Source organism: Ignatzschineria sp. F8392 (assembly GCF_002252045.1).
Lineage (GTDB): Bacteria > Pseudomonadota > Gammaproteobacteria > Cardiobacteriales > Wohlfahrtiimonadaceae > Ignatzschineria.
Genome location: NZ_NEFF01000002.1, coordinates 200,272 through 224,057 on the forward strand (window position 1 = coordinate 200,272; position 23,786 = coordinate 224,057).

Consider the following 23,786-nt stretch of genomic DNA (forward strand, 5'->3'; position numbering starts at 1 on the left):
CACAACAGATCACGCAATAAACAGTGCACGATCTCAATGTTAAATCAGCAGAGACTATTTTGTAAAAGAGAGAGCCACTTCAATGAAGTGGCTCTTTTTTGTTGAGAACAACTAATTTTAGTCTCTAAGGAAATCACTTTTAAATACTAATTCGCAAAATAATGATACAAAGTTTGAACGCTTAGGATAGTCATAATAACAACAACTATAACACCAAAAATAGTTTGCCATACAGGATGCTTGTAATCCCCGACTACATCCTTACGATAAGCTGCAAGTAAAATTGGACCTAAAGTCAGTGGTAAAATCAAACCGTTTAAAGCACCGACAAAAATTAATATTTCTACAGGACGCCCAACACTAACAAACACAATCGTTGACACAAAAATAAAAGCAATAATGACTTTATTTTGATGCTTCGCTACTTTACTGCTAAAAATACGAAGAAATGTTACAGATGTATATGCCGCACCAATGACAGATGTTACAGCTGCAGCCCACATAATGACACCAAAAATTAAATACCCTACATTTCCTGCGGCATGTTCAAATACAGATGCTACCGGGTTCGTAGCAGCTAGTTGAAAGCCTTGGCTAATAACACCTAAAGCCGCAAGAAATAATATAACTCGCATAATAGCAGTAACGCCTATACCCATTAATGACCCATTAGAAACATCACGAATTGCTGATGCACCATGTACTCCCGCATCTAATAAGCGATGCGCTCCTGCAAATGTTATATATCCTCCAACTGTTCCACCAACCAAAGTAACAGTTGCTAAAATTAGAGCAGAAACTGGAGCATCAGGAACGAAAGTTCTATAAAAAGCCTCACCAACAGGAGGATTAGATTGCAAAACAATATAAATTGTTAAAAAAATCATTATAATGCCGGCTAACTGAATAAACTTATCCATAATTCGTCCAGCTTCTTTAAAAAGAAATATGGCTATAGCGATTGCAGCACTAATCATTGCTCCTGCTTCAACAGATAGGCCGGTAAATACATTTAAGCCTAGACCTGCACCAGCGACATTACCTATATTAAAGGCTAGTCCCCCCATCACAACCAGAATAGAAATAAAATATCCCAGGCCAGGTATTACTTTATTGGCAATATCTTGTCCTCTCATATTAGAAATAGTAATGATTCGCCAAATATTTAGCTGTGCACCTAAATCAAGAATAATTGATAAGAAAATGACAAATGCAAAACTAGCACCCAGCTGCATGGTGAAAGTAGTTGTTTGCGTTAAAAATCCAGGTCCAATTGCAGATAGACCCATTAAAAAAACAGCTCCAAGAATAGCACTACGTCGCGCTTTTATATTTTCGTTAATATTATAGGGCTGAGTTGAAGTATCCCTTTCCATAGATGGCTCCTTTGGTTTTATATAATTTATTATATTTCTTGTTTATCATTTTTATAGATTATTATATATATAGCATTAAGTAGCTATTTTTAAATTTATTTATCTGTTAACGATCTAAAGTTATAAAAATTTAAATAAGTGGTCTGTTTTGAAATAGTTTATCGATAATTAAGCTTTAATTTTAATTCCATGAGCTGTTAAAGATTGACGAATTTGTTTCACAAATTTTAATGCCGCAATCCCATCACCATGTACACAGATCGTTTCTGCTTTTAATGGAATAGTACTCCCTGTTACGGTAATCACTGACTGCTCCCTTACCATTTGAAGAACTTGCTCAGTTGCAATAACCGGATCCGTAATTAAAGCATTGGGTTCAGAGCGAGATGTTAATGTACCATCTGACTGATAACTTCTATCTGCAAAAACTTCACTTTTAGTTTTCAAACCAATAGATTCCCCAGCTTCAATTAAAGCACTTCCCGATAAGCCATATAAAATCGCATGACCTTTAGATATATCCGCTACAGCTTGAGCAATAGCAGAAGCAATAGTTCGATTTACTGCCGCCATATTATACAAAGCCCCATGAGGTTTCACATGATGAATACTTCCCCCTAAAGCATGAGTAAACCCTTGCAATGCCCCAACTTGATAAATAACCAAGTTATATACTTCTTCAGCTGTTATAGCTATATTTCTTCTACCAAACCCTTGCAAATCAGCAAATCCCGGATGGGCCCCTATAGCGACATCATGATCTAGCGCCAACTGAACTGTTTTATGCATAACATCCGGATCACCGGCATGAAATCCACATGCTATATTAATAGAACTTACAAAAGGCAAAATTGCTTCATCATTCCCCATTTTCCAAATGCCAAAGCTTTCTCCTAAGTCACAATTGAGATCTACTATTTTCTCCATAATTTTCTCCCGAATCTCTTAAGATTCTTGCAAAAGATACTCAACATTATTCAGATACTGTTGCTGTATGCTTAATTTTTTTCTAGCTTCTTCTTCATCAATTATAAGAAAACGCACTTTATTTCTCGCCGGCAAATATGCTAACTTCCATAATTCTGCCTGAGGTATAACTGCTACCCGAGGATAGCCTCCGGTACTTTGACACTCTGCAGCAAGGACAAGTGGTTGCCCATCTGGTGGAACTTGAATAACACCCTCAAAGACTCCCTGGGAGCGCATCTCTTTTACACTCTGAAATTCTAATGGATCTCCTTTTAGACGAATTCCCATACGATTGCTATTGCTATCAACTTCCCATTCTTGAGTAAAAAATTTTTTTTGGGAGTTAACATCAAATTGATCAAACTCTGGTCCCTTTAAAACAGAAACTGTACTGCTAATATAGGTTCGACTAAATGCCCTTACCCCAATGGCTCGAGTAATAGTGTGAAAAGGTTCATTTAAATGAAGCTTATCTCCTTTTGATAGCGGAGTACCATCTCCTTTATGTCCACCGATACCATTTTTAAGATCAGTACTACAAGATCCCATTGTAGGGGCTACATCAAACCCTCCTGCAACAGCTAAATAACTATACATTCCAGAGTTATAAGTAGGTCTTAATTCAACAACTTGCCCTTTATGAATATAAGTTCTCCAACCATGCCAACCTTGACTATGCCCATCAATAATAATCACGCAATTAGAGCCTGTTACAGAAATCCAGGTACTACTATGAAACTTTAGTTTTACCGGGGTAATGATACTGACTTCAAGTGCGGGTGTATTCCCCTCGTTTCCTACTAAACGATTTGCTAAATGAAGTGACACTCCATCAATTGCACCCGCTTTGCCTACTCCTGATTGAGCGTAAGAAAATCGACCATAATCCTGGATGCTACTTAAAATTCCAGGGGCAAGAACCTCGATCATACTAATATCTCCTCTACAACAAAACGTAATTGATCTCCAGGATGAAATAGCGAAGGATTATCCCTATTTTGATCAAAAAATAGTAATTCAGTATTACCAATAATCTGCCAACCTCCGGGGGACTCTCTAGGATATACCCCTGTTTGAGCGCCCCCTATTCCAACACTACCAGCAGGTATACTCATCCTTGGTTTTGATCTTCTTGGTGTATGGATTTTTGAATCTAACCCTCCTAGGTAAACAAAACCTGGCATAAAACCTATAAAGTAGACTGTATAAATAGGTGCTGTATGAAGCTTAATAACTTCATCTATTGTCATATGATTCTGCCGAGCCACGTCGAGTAAATCTGGGCCTTTGTTTCCACCATACACAACAGGAACTTCTAATAATTTTCCACCCGTTTCTTGTGAAAAATTATTTTTTTTAGAGTCTTCCCATAATTGACGAAGTTGTTGTTTCAATATATTTCTATCAATATCACTATACGGATTAAGTAATATTGTTAAATTATTCATACCGGGAACAATATCAATAATAGAGGTATCCTCTCCATCTTCTAGTTGTTTCCCAATCCACCAAATTTTCTGTTGGTTCTCTAAACTGATTTCACCATCAACTGAAAGTGTAATTCCCCGATCACCAATGGTATATATGCTTACAGACACAAAATCCTCCTATGATTGTTATAATTATATAATTAGCATACAGTGCTCTAGGGTATCTGTATATTTACTCAAAAATAAATATGTTGTTTATTTTATATTTTGTGAAGAACTAAGATTACTTCTTCGGCCTAAAGGCGGTGGTCACCGCTTCATTAACCTCGATATATCCGGCACCAATGAGATCTAGGCAGTATGGAATTGCGGAGAAGATTCCATTGACCACTGTTTTACCCTCTTTATCTTTAACGCCGGCGAGGGTCTCTTCGATCGCTCTTGGGCGACCGGGGAGATTGACAATTAAGCTCTCTTTACGAATCACCCCTACTTGTCGTGAGAGAATCGCCGTTGGGACAAAGTAGAGACTCACCTGACGCATCTGCTCGCCAAACCCTGGCATCTCCTTATCGGCAACCGCTAAGGTGGCATCGGGCGTAACATCTCGCTTAGTAGGGCCTGTTCCTCCGGTAGTCAAAACAAGATCACAATGGAGATTATCCACCAGATCTTTGAGCGCCTCTTCAATCACCGGTTGCTCATCTGCAATCAGGCGTTCATGAAATTCAATCTCATTTTTAATAGCTGAAGAGAGCCACGCTTTGAGATGGGGAATTCCCTCATCTTTATAGACTCCTTGGCTCGCTCTATCGGATACGGAGACAACACCTATCTTAATCACTTGCATCTTTAACTCCCTTCTTACGATTGATCTTTTCTAATCTTTTTCTAATCTGATCACTCATTTTATCAAATCACCTACTGAAATGCCGGAGATAAAAAAAGATCTTGTAATCGATGACTACAAGATCTTCTCTCTACTCTACCGATCGATTTAATGATCGATCGACTGAACTATCGATTCTAGAAGAAGCTATAGAGCAGTGATGGGAAGACTCCTAAAAGAATTAAGAGCATCACATTGATATTGAAGAATACTTGGCTTGTACCCGTTGCTTCTAATGTCAACTCACGTCCTGATACCTCTTCATCAAAGAACATCACTTTGATAACACGGAGATAGTAGTAAAGACCGATCACAGACATTAAGAGAGCAAAGATCACAGTGTAGAGATGACCTGCTTCGAACGCTGCACGCAATACTACAAATTTTGCATAGAAGCCGACGAAGAATGGAATGCCGCCCATCGACAACATGACACATGCAAGAAGAATCGCATACCATGCATGACTCTTCGCAAAGCCTTTAAGATCATCAATCGCTTGAATCTCTTTACCATTGATCTTCACAGAGAGGATAAAGCCAAATGCAGCTGTCGTCGTCAATGCATAAGTGATTGCATAGAAGATACCAGCGCTAAGCGCATTATCTGATTCTGCAGTAATGAGTAGACCTAGGAGGATAAATCCAGCATGTGAGACCGCTGAATAACCGAGCATACGGCGCAGATTATCCTGTTTAAGTGCCACTAAGTTACCGATGATAAAGGAGATAATTGAGATTGCGATAATAAAGGGCTGCCAATTAGGTGCAAATGCTTCTAAAGCACCAATTAAGAGGAATGCCGCCATGATAAAGCTGGCAATCTTAGGTGCCGCACCGATAAACATCGCAACAGCAACTGGAGCGCCTTCATAGACATCAGGCACCCAGTTATGGAACGGAGCGCCCCCTAACTTAAAGACCACACCCACAATCAAGAAGACTGCAGAGAAGAGCATTAAGCGTGCTTGACTATCGGTCATCCCATCAGCAATCACATTGTTGATATCGATAAATTGTAACGAGCTTGTCGCACCATAGAGAAGCGCCATACCAAAGAGTAAGATCCCCGATGACATCGCCCCGACAACAAAGTACTTCATTGCCGCTTCCGAACCTTTTTGGCTACGGCGATTGAGCGCCACTAAACCATACATCGGGAGTGACATCAGCTCAAGACCCACATAGACCGTTAAGAGACTTGCCGCAGAAACAAGTACTAACATCCCCAAGGTACTCAAGAGGATGAGAACATAATATTCTGCATTTGCAATATCACTATCGGCTAAACGTCCGTAGCTATAGATTAAGCCAAATGCCACAACAATCGTCATCGCCACTTTCAGGAGCAGTGAGATCGGATTATAGGTGATCTCCCCAAACCAGAAAGCATCTGCCCCTATAATGCCACCGGTGAGGTCCACATTATATTGGTAGAGCGAGAGAATTGCTGTTCCAAAGAGCGCAATAAGGGAAAGCGTATAGAGCATCGACTGCTTCGCATTCTTATTTAAGCTCTCATATAACAAGATGATGACGATCATACTCATCAAGAAGATCTCAGGAAGAGCAACGAGTATATCTGTCAGTTTAAATTCCATCATTTTTAACGTCCTTTAGAATTGAGCTGTCAAATGAACAAGAAGTCCATCAATCGTTGTCTGCATGAGATTCGCAATTGGCTCCGGCCAAACCCCAAGAAGAATGACAAGAATTGCTAATGAACCTAACATGAACCACTCGCGACCGTTGATATCTTTCATCTGTCTGACATGGTCATGAACGATATCCCCTAAGATCACTCGTTTTGTTAACCAGAGGTTATATGCCGCACTGAGAATCAATGATAAGGCAACTAAAAGAGCGATATAGATTGAATAGTGGAAGCTTGCAAGGATTGTCCAGAACTCACCAATAAACCCTGAGGTTCCTGGAAGTCCTGAGTTCGCCATTGCAAAGAAGATAAAGAATGCCCCAAATACTGGCATCGCATTGATCACACCACCATAATCTGCAATCTCTCTTGAATGGATACGATCATAGAGAACACCGATACAGAGGAACATTCCCGCAGATACAAGACCATGAGAGATCATCTGCATCATTCCCCCTTGAAGGGCCATCTGCATCGCTTCAGGATCGAGATCGCCACCATCTAACATCGCAACAGGCAAGATAAATGCTAATGTTACAAAGCCCATATGGGAGATTGAGGAGTAAGCGATCATCTTCTTCATATCGCGCTGTACAAGTGCTACTAACGCAATATAGAGAATCGCAATCACACTGAGCGCCACTACAAACCACGCAAAATATGCCGCTCCTAATGGTGCAATAGGTAACATAAAGCGAACAAATCCATAACCCCCAATTTTAAGGGTAATCGCAGCTAGAATCACAGAACCACCGGTCGGTGCTTCAACGTGCGCTGAAGGTAACCAAGTATGAACCGGGAACATCGGCACTTTTACCGCAAATCCAGCAAGGAATGCGAAGAAGAGCCATTTCTGTGTACTCTCTGCGATCTCAAGATTTTGAAAGCCTAAGATATTGAAGTTACCGCTTTGGAGATAGAGATAGATCAATGCCACAAGCAGGAAGATCGAACCTAAGAAGGTGTAGAGGAAGAACTTCAATGCCGCAGTAATACGACCTGGTCCACCCCAGATCCCGATAATTAAGAACATCGGAATGAGCATCGCTTCGAAGAAGATATAGAAGAGAATCCCATCAACAGAAGCAAAGATACCATTCATCAATCCTTCAAGGATGAGGAATGCTGCAAAATATTGATGTGGACGATCTTTAATAATCTCCCAACCGGCGATCACAACCAAAATAGTGACAAAAGTTGTGAGGACGATAAAGGGCATAGAGAAACCATCTACCCCTAAATGATACCCAATTCCAAGATCTCGACTCCAGACATAGTTCTCTACAAACTGCATCGCAGTTGTGTCTGAATTGAACTGGAATATAAGTGGTAACGATATAATAAATGTAAGAATAGCAAAGGCTAATGAGGTCCAACGGACTCGGGTCGGCTCATTGCCAACCGCGAGTACCACTAACCCCCCGATAATCGGAAGCCAAATGACTAAACTTAACCAAGAGATTTGCATTGTTTCCATTGTTTATTCCTAGTTAAAAAATACGACCCATGTCATAAGCGCTAATAGACCAACTACCATTAAGAATGCTGCATGATAGATGTACCCAGTTTGAATACGACGGATAACGCCACCTACAAAGGAGGCTACATGTGCCGCACCAAATACAATCCCTCGGTCGATCAGTTTGTCATCGATCTTCTGCCAGAAGAAGCGACCTAAGCCCACAGAGCCATTCGCAATCACCTTCTGGTTAAAGTCATCGAAGTAGTATTTATTCTCAAATACTCGATAAAGACCGATCTTCTCAAGGATCTCTTTACCCTTCGCTGCCACTTTCGGCTGAATAAGGAAGCTATACCAAGCGACCGCAATACCGAGAAGCGTGAGATAGAATGCTGGCGCTGTCAATGCTTCTTTCGTCATCGCCCAAGAGCCTTCAAAGCCCTGCTTCATAATCTCTGTTGCCGGATTGACTGCATTATTGATATAGACAGAATCGGCTAAGAAGGTATTTTCAAACATCATCGGCGCCATATACCAACCGAGAATAACCGATGGAATCGCAAGAAGAATCAAGGGAAGTGTAACAACCCATGGTGACTCTTTTGGCGTCTCTGGTAAAACACTCTCATCTTCACTGTGATGATCATGTCCTAAGGACTCATCAACAGTGTAACGCGCTTTACCATGGAAGACTAAGAAGTACATTCTAAAGGTATAGAGCGCAGTCATAAAGACCCCGATCTCAAGTGCTAAGTGGGCAAAACCAGAACCAAATGTTGAGCTATGCTCAAGCGACCAGATAATCCCCTCTTTTGAGTAGTATCCAGAGAAGAATGGCATCCCCACAAGTGCTAAAGAACCGATCAATGTAGTGATCCAAGTAATCGGCATCTTCTTACGAAGGCCTCCCATAAAGCGCATATCTTGAACATGGCTCATTCCGATAATCACCGAACCTGCGCCTAAGAAGAGAAGTGCTTTAAAGAATGCATGCGTTGTTAAGTGGAATGCTGCAAGTGAGTATGCAGATGCCCCTAATGCTACCGTCATATAACCTAATTGTGAGATTGTCGAGTAAGCAATAACGCGTTTAATATCATTTTGGAAGAGACCTAAAACTCCCATAAAGAGTGCGGTAATCGCACCAAGGATCATCACCATTGAGAGCGCTGTTGTTGAGAGCTCATAGATCGGTGACATTCTCGCAACCATAAAGATCCCTGCAGTAACCATCGTCGCCGCGTGAATCAATGCGGAGATTGGGGTTGGACCTTCCATCGAATCGGGTAACCAGACATGAAGTGGAACCTGTGCTGATTTACCCATCGCCCCGATGAAGAGGAAGACTGCTGCAAAGGTCATGATATTCCAATCAGTTCCTAAGAAGTGGAGTGTTCCTGCCGCTTCAGGAAGACGGTCAAACGCCTCCGTATAGGTCAGTGAGCTCGTCATGTAAGCAACACAAGCGATTCCGATTAAGAAACCGAAGTCCCCTACACGGTTCACTAAGAATGCTTTCATGTTGGCATAGGTCGCTGTTGGCTTTTTAAACCAGAAACCGATCAAGAGATAAGAGACAAGACCTACCGCTTCCCATCCGAAGAAGAGTTGCATGAAGTTGTTAGACATCACAAGCATCAACATGGAGAAGGTAAAGAGTGAGATATAGCTAAAGAAGCGGTTATATCCCGGATCACCTTTCATATACCCTACAGAGTAGAGATGAACCATTGTTGATACAGAGGTGATAACCACCATCATCATCGCCGTTAAGTTATCGACTAAGAAGCCAACACCGACGCTTAATGATCCTGTATCCATCCAGGTGTAGATATTTTCATCAAAGATTGGTGCACGTCCTGACATATGCTCAATAAGAACATAGCCAGAGAGAAGTGCCGCAATCGCGACAAAAACGATCGTGACAGTATGTGCCACCTTTTCATTAATTACTCGGCAGAAAAGACCCGAGATAATTGAACCAAAGAGGGGCAATAAAACAATTAAAAGATAGATATACTTTAAGTCCATTGCACTAGCCTCTTAATTCCGTAATTTCATCGACATTAATGCTACCGCGATTTCTGAATACTAACACTAAGATTGCAAGACCAATCGCCGCTTCCGCAGCTGCAACCGCTAATGTAAAGAAGACAAAAATCTGCCCATTTAAATCGCCCGAGAACTGTGAGAATGCAACAAAAAGCGTACTACTTGCTAGTAACATTAACTCGATACACATCAAGAGAACAATCAAGTTCTTACGATTGATGAAGATCCCCGCAGTACTAATTCCAAATAGAATCGTCGAGAGAATAATATAATCATCTATGACTAAATTCATACCTATTTTTCCTCCTCTTCTGTAACTGCGTCTTCGCTCTCTTCCTTCACAGGTGCCGGCGCTAAAACCGCAGAATCCATCTTCACCATACGTACACGTTTTGTTGGATCTGCCTTAATTGCCCAGCTGACAGAGACATCTTTACGACGAAGTGGTCCGATACGGCGTGTTAAAGCGATCGCCGCAATCATCGCTACTAAAAGAATCAATGCGGTCGCTTCAAATGCATAGATATAGTTCGTGTAGAGAAGCACCCCTAACTCTTGCGCATTGGTTAACTCAGCGCCTGCACGGATCGATTCAACACCACCTTCGAGCGCGAATTGATTCGCAATAAAGCTATCGCCCCCTAAGATTACAATAAGAATCTCTGCAATAAAGATGATCGCGACTAATACCGCAATCGGCAAGTAACGAACAAAACCCTCTTTTAAGAGATCATGCGGAATATCGAGCATCATCACCGCAAAGAGGAAGAAGACCATCACCGCACCACAGTAGATAATAATCAAGGAGAGTGCTAAGAACTCCGCTTGAAGAAGTAACCAACAGCAGCTCACCATCACAAAGATCAGAACTAGGTGCAGTACTGATGTCATGGTATTTTTTGCACTCACCACTCTAATCGCTGAATAGATCGTGATTAGTGCGAAGATATAAAATAGTATCTTAAATAACATCTTCCCCTCCTAGTATAAGTGAGAATCTGCAGCACGATCTTTAGCGATTTGTACTTCATACTTATCGCCAAGTGCTAAGAGAGATTCTTTTGTGATGATATTTTCGCCCTTCTCTTCCATATGGTATTCAAAGACGCGTGTTAAGACGATTGAATCCACAGGACATGCTTGTTCACACAATCCACAGAAGATGCATTTGAAAAGATCGATATCGTAACGTGTCGTACGACGAGTGCCATCGCCACGCTCTTCGGTATCAATCGTAATTGCTAATGCAGGACAGACTGCTTCACACAATTTACAACCGATGCAACGCTCTTCCCCATTCGGATAGCGACGCAATGCGTGAAGCCCACGAAAACGCCCAGATTGTGGGGTTTTCTCAAACGGATACTCAATCGTGAATTTCGGTCTAAAGAAATAACGTAAGGTAATTCCTAAACCTTTACGTAATTCTTTTAACGTAAATGTCTCGTAGAGTGATTTTAAATATCTAAACATATGTTAGTTCCTACCTATTCCTTTAAAACCATGGTTTTAGACCGACGCCGTACATTACGAGTACTACCGCAATCCACACAAGAGCTATCGGAATAAAGAATTTCCAACCTAGACGCATAATCTGGTCATATCGGTAACCGGGGAAGGTTGCACGAACCCAGATCATCGCAAAGAGGAAAAAGGCCATTTTGATAATCATCCAGAAGATGCTATCTGTCGCAAGTAATGAAAGAACAGGAATATTCTCTATCGCTTCTACGCCAGAGAGCGGTGCAAGCCATCCACCAAAGAAGAGCAAGCTCATCAATGCAGAGACCAAAATCATATTGGTATATTCTGCAAGGTAGAAGGTCACAAAGCCCGTTCCTGAATACTCTGTGAAGTATCCCGCAACAATCTCTGATTCCCCTTCCGTCACCTCAAAAGGCGCACGATTTAACTCTGCAAGACCGGCAATAAAGTAGATGACAGCCATTGGCAGAAGTGGAATAAAGTACCAATTGATCAGACCGAGTGATCCCCCTTGCCCTTTAACGATTTCGGTAAAGTTAAGGCTACCTGAGATCATCACCACCGTGATTAAAGCAAATCCTAACGCTAACTCATAAGAGACCACTTGCGCCGCACTACGAATGGCGCCGAAGATCGCAAACTTTGAGTTAGAACTCCAACCTGCCATTAATGACGCATAGACGCCAAGAGAGGTCATCGCCAAGATGTAGAGGATTGCTGAATCCATCGAGGAGCTAACCCAACCATCATTGAAAGGAACAACTGCCCACACACCAAATGCTGTTGTTACCGCAATAAATGGTGCAATAAGGAACATTGTCTTATTCGCAGCTGATGGAATGATAAACTCTTTAAAGAGCATCTTTAAAAGATCCGCAAATGGTTGGAGAAGCCCTTTAGGACCTACTCTATTAGGGCCTAAACGGATATGCATATAACCCAAAACTTTACGCTCTGCAAAGGTTAGATATGCCACCGATAGAACGATTGGCAAAAAGATCACCAATGTTTTTATCAGAGCCCACACAAGCGGATAGTGAATAATCGCCATTACGGTATCCATCTAATTTGCCCCCTTAATTGATTGATAAAACTTCGTGGTTCCTGCATATTCTGTAGGAATACGAACACAGCCCTCTGCTACCTTCTCCGATACTCTCGAAAGGAAGGTATTTTCACTATTGAGGAGAGGCATTACTGCACTCTCATCATTTGCGTTATTAAAGGCAATACGGGCACGCTTCGCTAAAGGTGTCTTCTGAAGTGCCACACCTCGTCTAACATAAGCATCTGTTGAGTAGAGAGAAGTAGTCGGTACTGCTAACAGACCCTCTTTCTTCAATGCTCGATAGTCAAAGGAGACTCCTGAAACCTCATTTTGGTTCTCTGCTAATTTTGCGCCATTCTCCGCTTTCCACTTCGTTAGAAGCTCATCAGAAGAGATGTAATCGAAGCCATCGATTTCAAAATGGTTACCTAAAACACGTAAAATCTTCCAGATAGGACGCGCTTCACCATGTGGGAGCGATGCTGCTTGTAATGTCTGTAACGTTCCCTCAAGGTTAACGTAACTTCCTGAGGTCTCTGTCCAAGCAGCTCCCGGAAGAATGACATTCGCAACTGACTTTAATGTCTCGCTAGCAAATGGGGTAATTGCAACGACAGCTTCAGCAGCTTGCAGTGCATCGAGCGCTAATTTTGACTCAACAAAATCAGATTCTGGATCGATAGCGCCGACTAAGAGGTAAACTTTTAAAGGAGAAGCTAACATCGTAGCACTATTACTGCCTTCTGTTGTTAACGCCGTTAATGCCGCTCCTGAACTATTTGATCCTGGCGTGAAGTAACCGAGTTTCGCACCAGTTAAACGCGCAAGCTCAGCACTTAATGCACGGATTGTTGCAAATTGTGGATGGCTAATTGCATCATGCCCTAAAACGATCCACTCACGCTCCCCTTTGAGGAACTGCTCGGCAATTGAGATCACCGCATCTTCATTGATTGAATCGCTATTGATCACAGAAATAAGCTCTGTACGAACTGACTCACCCTTCATATTGGCAACTTTCGCCACAACTGCCGCAAGCTCACTCACCCAATCAAAAGGATGTGCAATAATCTCGGCATGGAAAGGATGGAGTTGATCTGCGCTATAAGATCCTAAGAAGGAGACTTTTGCACCCTTCTTCACCGCATCACGAAGACGAATCGCTAATACGGGTACTTCCATACGAGGATCTGCCCCGACAAGTAGTACTGAATCGAGCTCATTCACTTCAGGAATAGAAAGACCTAAGGCACGGAATACAGGTTCTGCACGATCACCACTAAAGTCACGCTGTGTTAAGCGATAATCAACATTCTTAAGGCCTAAACCCTCTTTTAACTCCTTGATGAGTTGCATCTCTTCAAGCGTTGCCATCGGTGAAACAAAGATTCCAACCTGATCTGCACCATATTTTTCAATCGCGCCTTCGATCAGAAGTTTTGTCGCTTTAAGGGCATCATCCCATGAGCTTTTAACCAACTCACCTTGACCATTATCTAAAAGAGGATGAGCAGCACGATCATCACTTGAGAGCGCTTCATAGCTGAAACGATCACGATCTGAAATCCATGGCTCATTGATCTCATCATTGCGACGAGATACAACACGCGCCACTTTTCCACGGAGAGTATGAATCTCGGTATTAGTACCGATTCCATCATGCATGCTAATAGAGTCATGGTTGAGATACTCCCACGGACGCGCCCCATATTTTGAAGGCTTCGCCGTTAACGCGCCAACAGGACAGATATCGATAATATTGCCCGAAACTTCAGAGACTAAGGCATGTTTAATATAGGTTGTGATCTCTAGACGATCACCACGATCAACGCCCCCCAATTCACGCATGCCGGCAATCTCATCACCAAAGCGAACGCAACGGGTACATTGGATACAGCGATTCATAAAGGTCTCAACTAAAGGACCGATATTGACCTTTTCAACATGGCGCTTCTCTTCAATATAGAGCGATCGATTTTGCCCATACTCTGCTGAGAAATCTTGTAATTCACACTCGCCCCCTTGGTCACAGATAGGACAATCAAGCGGGTGATTAATTAACAAGAACTCCATAATTGCTTTTTGTGCTGCACGCGCTTTCTCATTACGTGTGCGAACAATCATGCCATCCATAATGGGGGTTGCACATGCAGGTGCCGGTTTTGGCATCCGCTCAACATCCACAAGGCACATACGGCAACTCGCCGCAATGGATAATTTATCGTGATAACAGAAGCGAGGAATAGTGATTCCTTCACGATCTGCCACTTCAATCAACATTGTTCCGGCGGGTGCTTGAAACTCTTTACCATCGATATTAACGGTAAACATCTTCACTTCATTACTCATTATTTCGCCCCCTCAACCATACTTCTGCCATGTTCAATATAGTATTTGAACTCTTCTGGGAAGTGTTTGACAAAGCTGAGTACCGGCATTGCTGCTGCATCACCTAGTGCACAGATTGTTCGACCCCCAATATTATTGGCAACATGAACAAGACGGTCGAGATCTTCTGGACGCCCTTCCCCTTTGAGAATGCGATCCATAATTCTAAACAACCAACCTGTTCCCTCACGGCATGGCGTACATTGGCCACACGACTCGCTAAAGTAGAAGCTTGAGAGTGTGCGTAATGCCTTCACCATGTCGGTGGTCTCATCCATCACGATCACCGCACCTGAACCCATCATCGATCCCGCTTTTTTCGCGATCGAATCGTAATCCATATTGGTCTCCATCATAATATGACCCGGTACAACAGGAACTGATGATCCTCCTGGAATAACCGCCTTGATTTTACGACCTTTCCAGATACCGCCTGCAAGCTCTAAGAGATCTTTAAAAGGGGTTCCCATCGGGATCTCATAGTTTCCTGGCTTTTCCACATGACCTGAGATAGAGAAGATCTTCTGTCCTCCCGCCCCGGGAATTCCATGCTCCTTAAACCAATCGGCACCATTGCGAATAATGCGACCGACAGATGAGAGCGACTCACAGTTATTGATCGTGGTCGGCTTACCATAGAGACCGACTGCCGCTGGAAAAGGTGGCTTAAAGCGCGGTTGCCCTTTCTTCCCTTCGAGAGATTCAAGAAGCGCCGTCTCCTCACCACAGATATAAGCTCCCGCACCCAATGCACCATAGAGCTCAATGGAGATACCCGTTCCTTGGATATTCTGCCCAATTAAACCGGCATCACGTGCTTCTTGCACTGCCGCTTCAAAGCGCTTGAAAGGCTCTTCGCTAAACTCTCCACGCATATAGTTGTAACCCACTTTCGCACCGATAGCGTAGGCGGCAATCGCCATCCCTTCCACCAATGCATGCGGGTTAAAACGGAGGATATCTCTATCTTTACAGGTGCCCGGCTCTGACTCATCCGAGTTACAGACAAGGTAGCTACTACCATCATCATTCTTCGGCATAAAGCTCCACTTCACACCCGTTGGGAAGCCTGCGCCCCCACGACCACGAAGCTCAGAAGCCTTCACCATCTCAATGACTTCCTCTTTAGAGAGTTCCCCTCTTAATATCTTTTTCCACCCGTCGTAGCCCCCTAAGCTCAAGTAGGTCTCGAGAGACCAAGGCTTATCGTGCCCGAGAGTGAAGTAACAAACTTCGTTTTGTACCATTAGTTTGCCTCTTTATTATCTGCTCTTGATTCGATACGGTCGAGAATCTCATCAATCTTCTCAATCGTTAAGTTCTCATGATACTCGTGGTTGATCAGTGCCGCGGGCGCTGCTGTACATGCCGCAATACATTCATCCTCATTCTTAAGCGAAAAAAGACCGTCAGGAGTTGACTCCCCGGCCTTAATACCTAAACGTTGCTCTACATGCGCTAAAATCTCTTCTCCGCCACGAAGCATACAGGAGATATTAGTACAGATCATAATGGCATTTTTACCACATGGTTTCGTTTCGAAATTGGAGTAAAAGGAAGCGACCTCATAGACCGCGATAGGGGGCAACTCCAGATAATCTGCAATTGCATCCATAATCTCAACCGTTAAATAACCACCATTTTCATGTTGAGCTTCACGCAGTGCAGCAAGGAGCGCTGATTGCTTCCGATCTTCAGGGAAGCGTGCGAGCCAGCGATCAATCTCTGCTCTCGTATGGCTACTTAATATACTTTCTCTATTTTTCATCTTAGCTACTCTATACTCTGTAATTGATTAAACTAGCGGTCAATATCCCCAAACACCATGTCTTGTGTTCCCAGTATTGCAACTAAGTCAGATAACATATGGCGTTTTGCCATCTCTTCTGTTGCGGAGATATGGGCAAATCCTGGCGCTCTCAATTTCACGCGATAGGGCTTATTGGCACCATCAGAGACGAGATAGACACCGAACTCCCCTTTAGGATGTTCTACAGCGGCATAAGCTTCCCCTTCAGGAACGCAGAAGCCCTCTGTAAAGACCTTAAATTGTTGAATAAGTGATTCCATGCCCTCTTTAACATCCCGTCTTTGCGGAATAGTGACACGGCTATCGGTACTCATTACAGGACCTTTGTTTTCACGGAGCCACTTAATACATTGCATCATCAAGTGTGCTGACTGCTCCATCTCTTCAAGTCTTACCAAGAAGCGATCATAACAGTCACCATTAACACCCACAGGAACTTCAAAGTCGAGTTGGTCATAGACAGAGTAAGGTTGTGTTTTACGAAGATCCCATGCAACTCCTGAACCACGAAGCATTGGACCTGTAAATCCTAATTCAATAGCTCTCTCAGCGGAGACTGCACCAATACCAACAACACGCCCCTTCCAGATACGGTTACCCACAAGTAAGTTGCGATACTCCACCATATTCTGCTTTAAGAAGCGCTCACAGAAATCTTCTAAATAATCGAGAACATCCCCCTGACGCGCCGCGTTGATTCGCTCAAGTTTCTTCTTCGATCTAAACTTGCTCGGCTCATACTTTGGCATTGTATCGGGAAGATCTTTCGCAACGCCTCCAACACGATAGTAGAAAGGATGGATTCGCGCACCGGTAATCGCCTCTTGCGCATCATAGAGCTCCTCACGATCACGGAAACAGTAGAGAAGCATCGCCATCGCACCTAAGTCATGGCCATGTGCCCCTAACCACATTAAGTGGTTCATAATTCGGGTCGCTTCATCCATCAATACCCGAATATATTGCGCACGAATCGGCACTTCAATTCCCAGTAGCTTCTCAACAGCTAAAACAAATGCATGTTCGTTATTTAAGCATGAGCAGTAATCTAAACGGTCGAGATAACCGATCGATTGGGTATAAGGTTTTGCTTCCATCAACTTCTCAGTCCCACGATGGAGTAGACCGATATGAACGTCAGCACGCTCAACCGTTTCCCCTCGAAGCTCAAGGATCATCCGCATTACACCATGGGCTGCCGGATGTTGAGGTCCGAAGTTAATTGTATAGTTTTCAATATTTGTCATTGTTGTCATCTCTTACCCCTTACGAATCATACGTGGAATATTGACGCGTGACTCAATCGAAACCGGTTGATAGACCACACGGCGTAACTCTTCATCATAGATCACTTCCACATTTCCCGTCAGTGGGAAATCTTTACGAAGCGGGTGACCAATAAATCCATAATCCGTTAAGATTCGACGAAGATCTGGGTGATTCTTAAAGGCGATACCAAACATATCGAACACTTCGCGTTCATACCAGTTAGCGCCACTCCAGATATCGGTTACAGAATCGAGCATGGGGATCACATTATTCTGTTCACCATCGAGATAACATTTCACACGAAGGCGAGCGTTATGAGTCAATGAGAGAAGGTGATAGACAACAGCAAAACGTTCACTCATCGACGCTTTATAAGCTGTCGCTTCAAGGTGATTGCCGGCACGACCGACCGCTTGTGGTGTTGTTCCACGGCTAAAACCATGATTGGAGGCTTCCACATCCCACTCAGTTAAGCCATAGGCAGCATAATCAACAGCAGTGATATCGGTGACCTGCTCAAACTTCAAGGCATCATTGTGCGCCAATTGCGCCATCACTTCATGCACATTTTTCGGGTCGATCGTAATCGTTAACTCACCATATGCCAGAACCGATTTTAAGATCTTATCGCCAAGCGTACTCTCTAATGTCTCGAGGAGCTCTTCTGGATTTCTAATAAATTTAGCCATCTTACACCTACCCTAATCTTGCAATCGTGCTAGTTCTCTTAATCTTATCGTGGAGACGTAAGATACCAAACATCAATGCTTCTGCTGTCGGTGGACAACCTGGCACATAGACATCTACCGGGACGACACGATCTGATCCTCTTACCACAGAGTAGGAGTAGTGATAATATCCCCCACCATTTGCGCAAGAACCCATAGAGATAACCCATTTTGGATCTGGCATCTGATCGTAGACTTTACGAAGTGGAATCGCCATCTTGTTTGTCAATGTTCCAGCAATAATCATTAGATCTGATTGTCTCGGTGACGCTCTAAAGACGGCGCCGCCAAATCTATCTAAGTCATATCTTGCAGCACCCACATGCATCATCTCTAATGCACAACATGCAAGACCAAAGGTCACAGGCCATAAGGAACCTGTCCTCGCCCAGTTAATTGCTGAATCGAGAGTTGTTGTGACAAACCCCTCTTCTAATCTAGCTTCTAATCCCATTCAAGCGCTCCCTTCTTCCACTCATACGCAAAACCGACTGTCAATAAAACCAGAAAAACTACCACAGCCATAATGCCGGGTAGTCCAATCAGTTTCATGGCGGTCGCCCAAGGTATCAGGAAGATTAACTCTAAGTCGAAAATAATAAAAAGAATTGCGATAAGAAAGAAGCGGACATCGAACTTCATACGGGCATCTTCAAATGCCTCAAATCCGCTCTCATATGGAGATAGCTTTTCAGCGTTAGGGGCGTTCGGCCCTAAAAAGTATCCAAGGGCTACCAGAATGCCGGCGAAGACAATACTGAAGCCTACAAAGACCGCTACAGGAAGATATTCCATCATAGCCAATTTTCCTCCAAGACTTTGATTTTACTCATCAATTGATATAAACAAGTGCAAAGCCTACCCGACTCGCCACCGAATATGCTTCAAAACACTGACATGAAATTGTATCCTAACCCCACTATACTAATGGATTAATGGACAAAATTAAAGTTTATCGTCAATTATACTTTCCTGATACTTATCCCAATTGGAGACCGCTATGAACAACAATGACCGCATCTCAAGACTCCTTAAAAACCCCGATTCTCCGCTCATACAATTTCTCAAGGAGAATGATGCGAAGTTCAGAGCATTACGTCAAAAATTACATAGTTACCCTGAGCTCTCCCGCGAGGAATTTAATACTGCAAAATTGATCGAGGACAAACTTCACGCTTGGAATATTCCCACAGAGCGCCTTACTGAGACAGGTGTTATCGGAATTTTACAGAAAGGGGATTATGAAAATGCGCCACGTGTAGCGCTTCGAGCTGATACTGATGCGCTCCCAATCACCGAAAAAGGGAATCATCCTCATTGCTCGAAAGTTCCCGGCGTTATGCATGCTTGTGGCCATGATGGGCATACGACAATGCTCCTTGCGGCCGCTAAGTATCTCGCTTTAGAGGCAGAATTTGATGGCACCATTATCTTTATCTTCCAGCCTGATGAAGAGGATCAAGCTGGTGCTCGCCGAATGGTAGAGGCGGGTCTTTTTGAGAAGTTTCCTGTTGATGCTGTCTATGCGATGCATAACTTTCCCGGAGCTAAGCAAGGAGAGATTCTGATCCGCAAAGGACCACAGATGGCTGGCACCTGTGAGGTTCATATCGATATCTTCTCTAAAGGAGGGCATGCTGCCCATCCCTATCAGACAACTGACTCCGTTCTTGTCGCCTCTGAAGTGGTGGTCGGCCTGCAATCGATTATCTCACGCAATATCTCCGGGATCGATTCTGCCGTCATTACCATCGGTTCGATCCATGGGGGAGATGCCAATAATGTCATCCCCAATAAGGTCTCGCTCTTAGGGACCCTTCGCTACTTTGATCTTGAGATTCGAGATCGTATTAAAGCACGCATCAAGCAGTTAACAGAAGGGATCTGTAGCGCCTATGGCGCCACCTGTGAAGTGCGTCTGATCGATGGCTATATTCCGACGATCAATCACGATAGAGAGACAGAGATCGCCATAGAGGCGGTCGATAAGTTGATTGCAGAAGATTCTATTATCCGAAACAAGGTGCCATCGATGGGCGCTGAAGATTTCGGCTTTATGCTTCATGCTTGCCCCGGCGCCTATTTCTATATTGGCAATGATCGAGATCATCAATTTGTTGGTCTTCATACCGACCAATATGACTTTAATGATGACAATATCCTGATCGGTGGTGCACTCTGGAGTGAGCTTGCACTCCATTTTTTAAAGCGAAGAGCAGCTTCTTCCGATCAGAACAAATAACTAAAAATGGAATAAGATGAAAATGATATACTATTCACCTTTGCAAGGAGGAAGTCTATGAATATCACAAAACCCCTATATCGCCCCCGCAGAATGCGCCGTAATCCTGCGATTCGTCAACTCGTTCAGGAGAGCTTTTTTGATCTCAATGACCTCATCTGCCCGATCTTTGTGGAAGAGAATATTGAAGAGAAGGTAGAAATTAAGACTCTTCCTGGCGTCTATCGCTATCCTGAAAAAGATTTAGCAAAAGAGGTGGCTGAGTTACAAGCATTAGGAATCCGCTACATTATGCCCTTTGGTATCTCCCATCATAAAGATGAGAGCGGTAGCGATACTTGGGAAGAGAATGGTTTCCTTGCACGTATGATTCGCACTATTCGTCAAACAGCACCTGAGATGATTATTATTCCTGATATCTGCTTCTGTGAATATACCTCACATGGACATTGTGGCGTAATCTGCGATGGTGAGGTTGATAATGACGCTACGATTGAAAATTTAGCCAAACAGGCTGTCACGGCTGCACGAGCGGGTGCCGATATTTTAGCCCCTTCAGCCATGATGGATGGTCAAATTCGCGCCATTCGTGAAGCGCTCGATGCTGCCGGCTTTGAGCATGTCGGAATCTTAGCGCATGCGATCAAATTCTCTTCTGCTTTCTATGGCCCTTTCCGCGAGGCAGTTAACTCAGAGTTGAGCGGTAACCGTAATGGCTATCAGGCTGACTTTGCCAATGGACGCCAAGCGATGATTGAAGCAGCGCTTGATGAAGAGGAAGGTGCCGATATCCTTATGGTGAAACCGGGAACCCCTTATCTCGATCTTTTAGCGCGCTTACGCGAGAGAACTGATCTCCCACTTGCATCCTATCAAGTCGGGGGGGAGTATGCCGCTATCAAATTTGCAGCACTTGCCGGCGCATTAGATGAAAAAGCAGTGGTTGCAGAGACACTCATTGGATTTAAACGTGCAGGGGCAGATATGATTGTCAGCTACTACACAAAAGAGGTAGCAACTTGGTTGAAAAATGGAGAGATCTCCAGCCTCAGCCGATAAGATCAATTGATCGGAGGATCTTTTATTACTATATGAAAACAAGTCAATTTTTAATCAACACACTCCGCGATACACCTAATGACGCGGAGATTAAATCACACCAATTGATGCTTCGTGCCGGCCTTATTCGCCGTGTTACTTCAGGAATCTATAGCTGGAGTCCTCTTGGGCTTCGCGTTCTGAAGAAGACAGAAGCTATTGTCCGTGAAGAGATGAATAATGCCGGGGCTCTAGAGATGTTGATGCCATCAGCACAGCCGGCAGAACTCTGGATTGAGTCGGGTCGTTGGGAACAATTTGGCCCTGAATTACTTCGCTTTAAGGATCGCCATACGCGTGAATATTGCCTAGGCCCTACTCACGAAGAGGTGATTACCGATTTTGCCCGTCAAGAGTTAAAGAGTTATCGTCAACTACCGATCAACTTCTATCAGATCCAGTGGAAGTTCCGTGATGAGATCCGTCCCCGTTTCGGCGTGATGCGTTCTCGTGAATTCTTAATGAAAGATGCCTACTCCTTCCATATCGATGCAGAATCACTCGATGAGACCTACAACAAGATGTATCGCGCCTACTCTAATATCCTCGATCGTCTCGATCTTGAGTATCGTGCTGTTTTTGCTGACTCAGGTGCAATTGGTGGCAGTAAATCTCAAGAATTCCATGTGATCACACAAGCAGGTGAAGATGCGATTGTCTACTCAACCGAGTCCGACTACGCAGCGAACGTTGAAGCCGCGGAAGCGATTGCAGTAGGGACTCGAGGTGAAGCAACAAGCCCACTGAAAAAGCTTGAGACCCCTAATGTTCACTCTATCGAAGAGCTTGCTAAATTCCTCAATTCGCCACCAGAGATGCATCTTAAGACCTTAATTCTCCATGGGAAAGAGGATGATGAACTCATTGCGGTCTGCCTCCGTGGCGATCATGAACTCAATGAGGTGAAGGCGGAAAATAGCGGCCTTTTCAAAACACCGCTTCAGTTTGCAACAGATGAAGAGATTGCAGAGAAACTCAATACTACACCCGGCTCTATTGGCCCGGTTAATCTCCCAATCCGTACTCTCTTTGATCGTCAAGCGGCATTGATGAGCAACTTCAGTTGTGGCGCTAATGAGACAGGATTCCACTATATCGGCGTCAATATCGGCCGTGATCTTCCTGAGCCAGAAGTACTCGACTTAAGAGAGATTAAGGTGGGCGATCCCTCTCCATGTGGTAAAGGGACCATTGCGATGGCGCGCGGCATTGAGGTAGGCCATATCTTCCAATTGGGAGACCGCTACTCAAAAGCGATGAATGCTACTGTTCTTGACCAAAATGGAAAAGCAACTGTTATGCAGATGGGCTGCTACGGTATCGGTGTTACCCGAATCGTTGCTGCCGCAATTGAGCAGCGCAATGATGACGCCGGCATTATCTGGCCTAAAGCGATTGCCCCTTTCACCCTCTCACTGATTCCGATGAACTATGGGAAATCGGCCTTAGTGAAAGAGACTACCGATAAGCTCTATGATCAACTCATGGCGCTTGGCATCGATGTTCTCTTAGAAGATCGCAACATTCGTCCGGGCGAAGCATTTAGTGATCATGAGTTGATCGGCATTCCTTTCCGCATTGTTATCGGGGATCGTACCTTGAAAAATAGTGAGGTGGAGTTTAAAGCAAGAGGGGATGAAGAAGCAACAATGGTACCCCTTGATCAAATTATTCCATTTATTCAAGAGCAACTTCTCGCTTAATATGACTCATGGATGACTCATGGATCAGGCTCTAGCGCTGATCCATGATCGCTTCTCTTATCTCCCTACTCTTCTACCCTCATATTCTCTGAGAGATGTTGAGAGGTGTTGAGAGGTGTTCAGGAATTATCAGAGACAAAAAAAGATCTACCAATAAATAATCTTGGTAGATCTTTTTTATTTGAA

At 43.7% G+C, this 23,786-nt stretch carries 22 protein-coding genes; 3 read left to right on the plus strand and 19 right to left on the minus strand.

Translation table 11 applies throughout. From position 1 onward, the window contains the following. Positions 1 to 146: 146 nt before the first annotated feature. From B9T19_RS05145 to ndhC, 19 genes are all read right to left on the minus strand, one after another. Positions 147 to 1,376 carry an NRAMP family divalent metal transporter gene (locus B9T19_RS05145; RefSeq protein WP_094567533.1) on the minus strand — a complete coding sequence of 410 codons (1,230 nt, stop codon included), beginning with the start codon at positions 1,374 to 1,376 and terminating at the stop codon, positions 147 to 149. 168 nt (positions 1,377 to 1,544) lie between these two features. Continuing rightward, positions 1,545 to 2,303 (minus strand): LamB/YcsF family protein, encoded by a 759-nt coding sequence (locus tag B9T19_RS05150; RefSeq protein ID WP_094567534.1) that lies wholly within the window; start codon positions 2,301 to 2,303, stop codon positions 1,545 to 1,547. An 18-nt stretch (positions 2,304 to 2,321) separates the two neighbouring features. Next, a complete protein-coding gene (locus B9T19_RS05155; RefSeq protein WP_094567535.1) occupies positions 2,322 to 3,275 on the minus strand; it encodes a biotin-dependent carboxyltransferase family protein in 954 nt (317 codons plus the stop codon). Next, entirely contained in the window at positions 3,272 to 3,943 is a 672-nt protein-coding gene (gene pxpB, locus B9T19_RS05160) for a 5-oxoprolinase subunit PxpB (RefSeq protein WP_094567536.1), read from the minus strand. Before pxpB ends, B9T19_RS05155 begins: the two co-directional genes overlap by 4 nt. 115 nt (positions 3,944 to 4,058) lie before the next feature. After that, on the minus strand, positions 4,059 to 4,625 hold the full coding sequence (gene mog / locus B9T19_RS05165; RefSeq protein WP_094567537.1) for a molybdopterin adenylyltransferase: 567 nt from the start codon (positions 4,623 to 4,625) through the stop codon (positions 4,059 to 4,061). A 176-nt stretch (positions 4,626 to 4,801) separates the two neighbouring features. Continuing rightward, on the minus strand, positions 4,802 to 6,265 hold the full coding sequence (locus tag B9T19_RS05170) for an NADH-quinone oxidoreductase subunit N (protein WP_198959048.1): 1,464 nt from the start codon (positions 6,263 to 6,265) through the stop codon (positions 4,802 to 4,804). A 12-nt stretch (positions 6,266 to 6,277) separates the two neighbouring features. Continuing rightward, positions 6,278 to 7,792 carry an NADH-quinone oxidoreductase subunit M gene (locus B9T19_RS05175; RefSeq protein ID WP_233146798.1) on the minus strand — a complete coding sequence of 505 codons (1,515 nt, stop codon included), beginning with the start codon at positions 7,790 to 7,792 and terminating at the stop codon, positions 6,278 to 6,280. A gap of 9 nt (positions 7,793 to 7,801) precedes the next feature. Then, on the minus strand, positions 7,802 to 9,808 hold the full coding sequence (gene nuoL / locus B9T19_RS05180; RefSeq protein WP_094567538.1) for an NADH-quinone oxidoreductase subunit L: 2,007 nt from the start codon (positions 9,806 to 9,808) through the stop codon (positions 7,802 to 7,804). A gap of 4 nt (positions 9,809 to 9,812) precedes the next feature. After that, positions 9,813 to 10,121 carry an NADH-quinone oxidoreductase subunit NuoK gene (gene nuoK, locus B9T19_RS05185; protein WP_094567539.1) on the minus strand — a complete coding sequence of 103 codons (309 nt, stop codon included), beginning with the start codon at positions 10,119 to 10,121 and terminating at the stop codon, positions 9,813 to 9,815. Between the two features lie 2 nt (positions 10,122 to 10,123). Beyond that, on the minus strand, positions 10,124 to 10,801 hold the full coding sequence (locus B9T19_RS05190) for an NADH-quinone oxidoreductase subunit J (RefSeq protein ID WP_094567540.1): 678 nt from the start codon (positions 10,799 to 10,801) through the stop codon (positions 10,124 to 10,126). Between the two features lie 9 nt (positions 10,802 to 10,810). Further along, positions 10,811 to 11,302 (minus strand): NADH-quinone oxidoreductase subunit NuoI, encoded by a 492-nt coding sequence (nuoI, locus tag B9T19_RS05195; protein ID WP_094567541.1) that lies wholly within the window; start codon positions 11,300 to 11,302, stop codon positions 10,811 to 10,813. Between the two features lie 22 nt (positions 11,303 to 11,324). After that, positions 11,325 to 12,377 (minus strand): NADH-quinone oxidoreductase subunit NuoH, encoded by a 1,053-nt coding sequence (gene nuoH, locus B9T19_RS05200; RefSeq protein WP_094567542.1) that lies wholly within the window; start codon positions 12,375 to 12,377, stop codon positions 11,325 to 11,327. Next, entirely contained in the window at positions 12,378 to 14,711 is a 2,334-nt protein-coding gene (gene nuoG, locus B9T19_RS05205) for an NADH-quinone oxidoreductase subunit NuoG (protein WP_094567543.1), read from the minus strand. After that, positions 14,711 to 15,997: an NADH-quinone oxidoreductase subunit NuoF gene (gene nuoF / locus B9T19_RS05210; RefSeq protein WP_094567544.1), complete on the minus strand. Its 1,287-nt coding sequence runs from the start codon at positions 15,995 to 15,997 to the stop codon at positions 14,711 to 14,713. The genes nuoG and nuoF overlap by 1 nt, the downstream gene beginning before the upstream one ends. Then, positions 15,997 to 16,518 carry an NADH-quinone oxidoreductase subunit NuoE gene (gene nuoE / locus B9T19_RS05215; protein ID WP_094567545.1) on the minus strand — a complete coding sequence of 174 codons (522 nt, stop codon included), beginning with the start codon at positions 16,516 to 16,518 and terminating at the stop codon, positions 15,997 to 15,999. The genes nuoF and nuoE overlap by 1 nt, the downstream gene beginning before the upstream one ends. 32 nt (positions 16,519 to 16,550) lie before the next feature. After that, positions 16,551 to 17,807, minus strand: coding sequence for an NADH-quinone oxidoreductase subunit D (locus B9T19_RS05220; RefSeq protein ID WP_094567703.1), 1,257 nt, complete (start codon positions 17,805 to 17,807; stop codon positions 16,551 to 16,553). A gap of 12 nt (positions 17,808 to 17,819) precedes the next feature. Continuing rightward, positions 17,820 to 18,518, minus strand: coding sequence for an NADH-quinone oxidoreductase subunit C (locus B9T19_RS05225; protein ID WP_094567546.1), 699 nt, complete (start codon positions 18,516 to 18,518; stop codon positions 17,820 to 17,822). Positions 18,519 to 18,525: 7 nt separating this feature from the next. Further along, positions 18,526 to 19,011, minus strand: coding sequence for an NADH-quinone oxidoreductase subunit B family protein (locus B9T19_RS05230; RefSeq protein ID WP_094567547.1), 486 nt, complete (start codon positions 19,009 to 19,011; stop codon positions 18,526 to 18,528). Then, on the minus strand, positions 19,002 to 19,355 hold the full coding sequence (gene ndhC, locus B9T19_RS05235; protein WP_094567548.1) for an NADH-quinone oxidoreductase subunit A: 354 nt from the start codon (positions 19,353 to 19,355) through the stop codon (positions 19,002 to 19,004). Before ndhC ends, B9T19_RS05230 begins: the two co-directional genes overlap by 10 nt. 202 nt (positions 19,356 to 19,557) lie before the next feature. On the opposite strand from ndhC, the gene B9T19_RS05240 reads away from it, so the two are divergent. From B9T19_RS05240 to B9T19_RS05250, 3 genes are read left to right on the plus strand one after another with little or no spacing between them, the layout of a single operon-like run. Further along, complete coding sequence (locus B9T19_RS05240; protein ID WP_094567549.1) at positions 19,558 to 20,799, plus strand: M20 family metallopeptidase; 1,242 nt, start codon at positions 19,558 to 19,560, stop codon at positions 20,797 to 20,799. A gap of 57 nt (positions 20,800 to 20,856) precedes the next feature. After that, entirely contained in the window at positions 20,857 to 21,858 is a 1,002-nt protein-coding gene (gene hemB, locus B9T19_RS05245) for a porphobilinogen synthase (protein ID WP_094567550.1), read from the plus strand. 32 nt (positions 21,859 to 21,890) lie between these two features. Continuing rightward, positions 21,891 to 23,600 carry a proline--tRNA ligase gene (locus B9T19_RS05250; RefSeq protein ID WP_094567551.1) on the plus strand — a complete coding sequence of 570 codons (1,710 nt, stop codon included), beginning with the start codon at positions 21,891 to 21,893 and terminating at the stop codon, positions 23,598 to 23,600. The last annotated feature ends 186 nt before the right edge of the window (positions 23,601 to 23,786 follow it).